At 72.5% G+C, this 5,916-nt stretch carries 5 protein-coding genes; 2 read left to right on the forward strand and 3 right to left on the reverse strand.

Going from position 1 to position 5,916, the window contains the following annotated elements:
• Window positions 1-464 precede the first annotated feature (464 nt).
• A complete protein-coding gene (locus tag AN216_RS05120) occupies window positions 465-1,223 on the reverse strand; it encodes a phosphoglyceromutase (RefSeq protein WP_070195397.1) in 759 nt (252 codons plus the stop codon).
• Between the two features lie 212 nt (window positions 1,224-1,435).
• Here AN216_RS05120 and AN216_RS05125 point away from each other — a divergent pair, with 212 nt between their 5' ends.
• The gene (locus AN216_RS05125; RefSeq protein WP_070195376.1) at window positions 1,436-2,755 is read left to right on the forward strand and encodes an MDR family MFS transporter; all 1,320 of its coding nucleotides are present in this window, start codon (window positions 1,436-1,438) and stop codon (window positions 2,753-2,755) included.
• A 3-nt stretch (window positions 2,756-2,758) separates the two neighbouring features.
• Here AN216_RS05125 and AN216_RS05130 read toward each other — a convergent pair whose 3' ends face one another.
• Window positions 2,759-3,340 (reverse strand): type III secretion system chaperone family protein, encoded by a 582-nt coding sequence (locus AN216_RS05130; RefSeq protein WP_079166277.1) that lies wholly within the window; start codon window positions 3,338-3,340, stop codon window positions 2,759-2,761.
• A complete protein-coding gene (gene mshA, locus AN216_RS05135) occupies window positions 3,333-4,682 on the reverse strand; it encodes a D-inositol-3-phosphate glycosyltransferase (RefSeq protein ID WP_070195377.1) in 1,350 nt (449 codons plus the stop codon). Before mshA ends, AN216_RS05130 begins: the two co-directional genes overlap by 8 nt.
• A 411-nt stretch (window positions 4,683-5,093) precedes the next feature.
• On the opposite strand from mshA, the gene AN216_RS05140 reads away from it, so the two are divergent.
• Complete coding sequence (locus AN216_RS05140; protein WP_244502321.1) at window positions 5,094-5,834, forward strand: class I SAM-dependent methyltransferase; 741 nt, start codon at window positions 5,094-5,096, stop codon at window positions 5,832-5,834.
• The last annotated feature ends 82 nt before the right edge of the window (window positions 5,835-5,916 follow it).

The following is a 5,916-nucleotide window of genomic DNA, read 5'->3' on the forward strand; positions in this document are numbered from 1 at the left end:
GCGCGGTGCGCTGCTGCGGCCGGGTGCCTCCATGCGCTGTCCGTGCGCCGTTGCCGGCCCGCCGGCCGGCGCCGTGCACTGGACGTACGCGTACGCGTCCATGCGCGCCGTCAGTATCCGCTCGACGCACCCCGCCGGCGTATCAGACGTACGTCAGCCAGGTACGCCGTCGACCGTACGGTCGCCCGCTGAGAAGGAGGCCCATCATGCCCGACGTCCCGAACCGGTCGCCGTTCCCCGAGGACCTGGAGGACCGGCCGCGATTGCCGTTGCTCGGCGCGTGCGGATGCGGGCCGGACTGCCGCTGCGGCTGCCAGTCCGGCGGTCCGTGCTCCTGCGGGGGAAGCTGCCGCTGACGCGGCTCCCGCCCCCGCCTCCGGCCGCCTGGCGCGGCGAGCGGAAAGCGGGGTCCCGTACGCCGGCCCGGACTCGGGCGCCGGGCCGGCCCTCGTGCTCCGCCCGTGTTACTTCTTGCCCTGCTGCTTGACCGCCTCGATCGCCGCCCGCGCGGTCTCCGGGTCGAGGTAGGTGCCGCCGGGCGTGCTCGGGCGGAAGTCCGCGTCCAGCTCGTACGCCAGCGGGATGCCGGTGGGGATGTTGAGCCCGGCGATGTCCGCGTCCGAGATCCCGTCCAGGTGCTTGACCAGCGCCCGCAGCGAGTTGCCGTGCGCGGCGACCAACACGGTGCGGCGCACCTGCAGGTCCGGCAGGATGCCGTCGTACCAGTACGGCAGCATCCGGGTCACGACGTCCTTCAGGCACTCGGTGCGCGGACGCAGCTCGCTCGGGATGTCGGCGTAGCGCGGATCGGCGCTCTGTGACCACTCGGAGTCGTCGGCGAGTTCCGGCGGCGGGGTGTCGTACGACCGGCGCCAGAGCATGAACTGCTCCTCGCCGTACTCCGCCCGGGTCTGCGCCTTGTCCTTGCCCTGCAGGGCGCCGTAGTGCCGCTCGTTCAGCCGCCAGCTGCGGCGCACGGGGATCCAGTGCCGGTCGGCGGCGTCCAGCGCGAGGTTCGCGGTGCGGATGGCCCGCCGCTGGACCGAGGTGTGCACGACGTCGGGGAGGAGGCCGGCGTCCTTCAGCAGCTCGCCGCCTCGGACCGCCTCCTTCTCGCCCTTGGTGGTGAGGTTGACGTCCACCCAGCCGGTGAACAGGTTCTTCGCGTTCCACTCGCTCTCGCCGTGGCGGAGCAGGATCAGCTTGTACGGTGCGTCGGCCATGGCCCCGAGACTAGACGAACCGGCGTCACCGGCTCCGGACAGGGCGGCTCTCGCCCGGCCACCCGTGGGCACCGGGTTGACGGTCTCCGTCAATTCGTTGGAGGCGCCCCGCCCGGCTGCGTAGCGTACGAGCTCGCGCACGACGCGCCGTTCGCCCACGGTGTCGCGCCGTCCCGTACGCAAGTCGTCCCGCACGCAAGGGGTCAGCACGCATGTCCAAAGCCAGTCCGCGGCGCGCGTTCACCGACAGCGTGTCCGGACTGCCGCGCCAGTTCTGGTGGTTGTGGACGAGCACCCTGGTCAACCGGCTCGGTGCGTTCGTCGCCACCTTCCTGGCGCTGTACCTCACCGTCGAGCGGGGCTACTCCGCCTCGTACGCCGGGCTGATCGGCGCGCTCTACGGGCTCGGCGGCGTCGTCTCCTCCGTGGGCGCCGGAGTGCTGGCGGACCGGCTGGGCCGGCGGCCGACGCTGCTGATCGCCCAGTCCTCGACGGCGGTCTCGGTGGCGGCCCTGGGCTTCGTGACTCATCCGGTGGCCATCGCGGTGCTGGCCTGGACGGTCGGCATGGCCACCAACGCCTCCCGCCCGGCCGTACAGGCGATGATCGCGGACATCGTGCCGGCCGCGGACCGGGTGCGGGCGTTCTCGCTCAACTACTGGGCCATCAACATGGGTTTCGCGGTCTCCTCCACCGCGGCCGGGCTGCTGGCGCAGTACAGCTACCGACTGCTCTTCCTCGGTGAGGCGGTGATGGTGTTGGCCTGTGCCCTCGTCGTCTACGCCAAGCTGCCGGAGTCCCGCCCGGGGACCGATCATCCGGACGCGCGACCCGGCGCACCCGCGCACGAGGCGGGTGGGACGTATGAGGCGAGCCCGTCGGTCTCGCTGTGGCGGGTGCTGCGGGACGGGCGCTTCATGGTCGTGGTGGGACTCAACCTCGTCATCGCGCTGCTCATCCAGCAGGCGTTCGTGGCGCTGCCGGTGTCCATGGGTCTGGAGGGCTTCTCCAGCTCGGACTTCGGTCTGGTGATCGCCTTGAACGGGGTGCTGATCGTGCTCTTGCAACTCCCGCTGACCCGGTTCATCGAGCGACGGCACCCGGCACGGCCGCTGGTGGTCTCCGCGCTGCTGACCGGGTACGGCTTCGGTCTGCACGCCTTCGCCGGCTCGGTGGCGTTCCACGTGCTGGCGGTGTGCGTGTGGACGCTCGGCGAGATGATCAACGCCCCCACCCAGATGGGCCTGGTCGTACGCCTCTCCCCGGCGCACGGGCGCGGGCGCTACCAGGGGGTCCACACGCTGTCCTGGTCGCTGGCCGCGCTGCTGGCCCCGCTGTTGGGCGGCGGTGTCATCGACCGTTTCGGGGCGGACACGCTCTGGGCCGTCTCCGCGGTGCTGGGCACCGTGGCGGCGCTGGGATACGGACTGCTGTCGCGTACGCTGCCCGCGCGACCGGCGTACGACACCGAGCCGGACGGCGACCAGCCGGACCGTGCCGACGCCCGGCCGAGCTCCGAGGCCGGCGGCTGAGCCTCAGCCCTCCACGGTGCCGTCCGCCCCCGCCTCGCCGGTGAGGTGCTTGAACGCCGCGAGGTTGCGGGTCGACTCGCCCCGCGCCGTCCGCCACGCGTACTCCTTGCGGATCGCGCTCGCGAAGCCCATCTCGAGCAGCGTGTTGAACGAACCGTCGGCGTTCTCCAGTACGGCGCCCAGCAGCTGGTCGACGGCCTCCAAGGTGACGGCGGCCAGCGGGAGCCGGCCGACCAGGTAGATGTCGCCGTGCTGGTCGATGGCGTAACCCACGCCGTACAGCCGGGTGTTCCGTTCGAGCAGCCAGCGATGCACCGCGGCGTGGTTCTCGTCCGGGCAGCGCACCACGAAGGCGTTCACGGACAGCGAGTGCCGTCCCACCACCAGCGAACAGGTGGTGGACAGCTTCCGGGTGCCGGGCAGGGTGACCACGAAGCTGCCCACGGACGGGCTCTCCCACTCCAGGCCGGCGTCCTCGAGCGCCTGCCGGAGCACGGTCGTCGTAGTGGCTGTCGGATCGGATGAGGGTGACACGGGTGACGACGGTTCTGACGCGGACGCGGCGTCCTGCTTCGGCTCAGCCATGCAGCGAGCGTAGGCGACCGGCCCGGGCACGCAGCGCGGCGGTGTAGACCTCGGCGGTGCGCGTCGCGGTGCTGTCCCAGCCGAACTCGCGCGCGTGCCGTACGGCCTCGGCGCCCATCCGCTCCACCCGGCCGCCGTCGTCCACAAACCGGCGCAACGCACGGGCGAACGCGACCGGCTCGTGCCCCGCGACCAGATAGCCACTGACACCGTCGCGCACGGCCACCGGCAGCCCGCCCACCGAGGAGGCGATCACCGGGGTGCCGCTGGCCTGTGCCTCCACCGCGACCAGGCCGAAGGACTCGCTGTAGGACGGCATGACCAGGACACTCGCCGCCCGGTACCAGTCCGCCAGCTCCTCCTGCCCGACCGGCGGCCGGAAGCGTACGAGTTCGCTGATGCCCAGCCGGGCGGCCAGCTTCTGCAGGCCCTCCGGCTTGGCCTGGCCGCTGCCGCTCGGGCCGCCGACGATCGGCACCAGCAGCCTGCCGCGCAGCCCGGGGTCGTCCCGTACGAGTTCGGCGACCGCCCGCAGCAGCAGGTCTGGTGCCTTCAGTGGCTGTATCCGACCGGCGAACAGCGGGATCAGCGCCCCCTGCGGCAGGCCCAGCCGGTCCCGGGCGGCGGCGCGGCCGTCGGCGGGCTGGAAGCGCTCCAGGTTGACGCCCGGGTGCACGATGGCGGTGGTGGCTGGTTCCGCGTCGTAGTGGTGCAGCAGCTCGTCCGCCTCCTCCGCGGTGTTCGCGATCAGCCGGTCGGCGGCTCGTACGATCTGGGTCTCGCCGATGACCCGCGCGGCCGGTTCCGGGGTGTCGCCCTCGGCCAGCGCGGCGTTCTTCACCTTGGCCATGGTGTGCATGGTGTGTACGAGCGGCACGCCCCAGCGCTCGGCGGCCAGCCACCCGACGTGGCCGGAGAGCCAGTAGTGCGAGTGCACGAGGTCGTAGTAGCCGGGCCGGTGGCCCGCCCATGCCTGCATCACGCCGTGGGTGAAGGCGCACAGCTGCGCGGGCAGCTCCTCCTTGGCCAGCCCCTCGTACGGTCCCGCCTCGATGTGCCGGACCAGCACGCCGGGCGCGATCTCGACACTGGGGGCGAGCGCGCCGGTCGTCGCGCGGGTGAAGATCTCCACCTCGACGCCGGCCGTGGCGAGCTGCTTGGCCAGCTCCACGATGTAGACGTTCATGCCACCGGCGTCGCCGGTGCCGGGCTGGTGCAGGGGTGAGGTGTGCACGCTGAGCATGGCGACGCGACGCGCCCCGCGCGCGGCGCGTAGGGCCGCCGCCGACAGACCACGACCGCGTGCTTTCAGGATGCCGAGCCGGGGGACCTGCTGAGTCACGGGTTCGGTGCCTCCTTGGCGTCGGGACACCGTCCACAACACCGACGGGGCTGCCACCATTTCGCTTTTGCCCGATCGTTACGTACCTTGCCGGTCCCCACCATCCCGGGTGCTGTGGATACAGCCCCCATCCCGACAGTCCGGTCGCCTCCTGGGTTCGCTCGCCTCCCCGCCTAGGGTTCTGCGGGTACCGCGAGTGAGCCGAAGGGCGCGCCGGTGTTGAAAGTGACGAGACCAAGTGAGCGAGTGTGCGAGCGAGTGCAGCGTCGAGGAGTGTCGACACCGGGTACGAGCGCCCGGAGGCGAACCGAGCACAACCAGTCGACACCGGGTACGAGCGCCCGGAGGCGAACCGAGCACATAAAAGACACCATCACCCGGGGCACGACCAACCCGAACCGGCTTCGCCGCGTGGACCGCTGGCTCGCCGCCACGCACGGCCCGGCGCTGCGGCGCGCGGACGAACCGCCGGCGGTCGTCGATCTGGGTTACGGCGCCGCCCCCTGGACGACGGTGGAGCTGCTTCGTCGGTTGCGTGGCGTCCGGGCGGACGTCCGGGTCACGGGCGTGGAGATCGATCCGGCCCGGGTCGCGGCGGCGCGGCCGTACGAACGGGACCAGCCCGGCCTGAGGTTCGTGCGCGGCGGCTTCGAGGTACCGCTGCCTCGAGCCCCGCTGGTCATCCGGGCGGCGAACGTGCTGCGGCAGTACGCCGAGCACGAGGTGCCGCCGGCGTGGGAGCGGTTGCGGGGGCGGCTGGCGGCGGACGGGCTGCTGGTGGAGGGCACGTGTGACGAGGTCGGGCGGCGGCATGTATGGGTCGCCCTCGGGCCGGAGGGTCCGCGTACGGTCAGCTTCGCCGCCCGGCTGGCCGACCTGGGACAGCCGTCCGAACTGGCGCCGCGGCTGCCCAAGGCCCTCATCCATCGCAACGTGCCGGGCGAGCCGGTGTACGCCTTCCTGCGGGACTTCGACCTGGCCTGGGCGGGCGCCGCGCCGTACGGCGCTTTCGGCGCGCGGCAGCGCTGGACGCACGCCGTGCGGCGGCTGCGCGCGGACTGGCCGGTGATCGACGGACCGCGACGCTGGCGCCAGGGTGAGGTCACGGTGCGCTGGGACGCGCTCGCCCCACGCCACGGCCCGCTGGCCTGACGCGCCCCGTTTCTCGTACGGGCTCGGCCCGGCGCCCGTACGAGCCAGTCCGCCGGTCCGAGCGGCCGCGCCTCACCCCTGC

Source organism: Streptomyces oceani, assembly GCF_001751245.1.
In the GTDB taxonomy this organism is placed as follows: Bacteria; Actinomycetota; Actinomycetes; order Streptomycetales; family Streptomycetaceae; genus Streptomyces; species Streptomyces oceani.

Excerpts from the sequence above, each read along its gene's own strand:
- AN216_RS05130 (WP_079166277.1), bottom strand. The coding sequence starts at position 3,340 with ATGGCTGAGCCGAAGCAGGACGCCGCGTCCGCGTCAGAACCGTCGTCA.
- AN216_RS05125 (WP_070195376.1), top strand. The coding sequence starts at position 1,436 with ATGTCCAAAGCCAGTCCGCGGCGCGCGTTCACCGACAGCGTGTCCGGA.
- AN216_RS05120 (WP_070195397.1), bottom strand. The coding sequence starts at position 1,223 with ATGGCCGACGCACCGTACAAGCTGATCCTGCTCCGCCACGGCGAGAGC.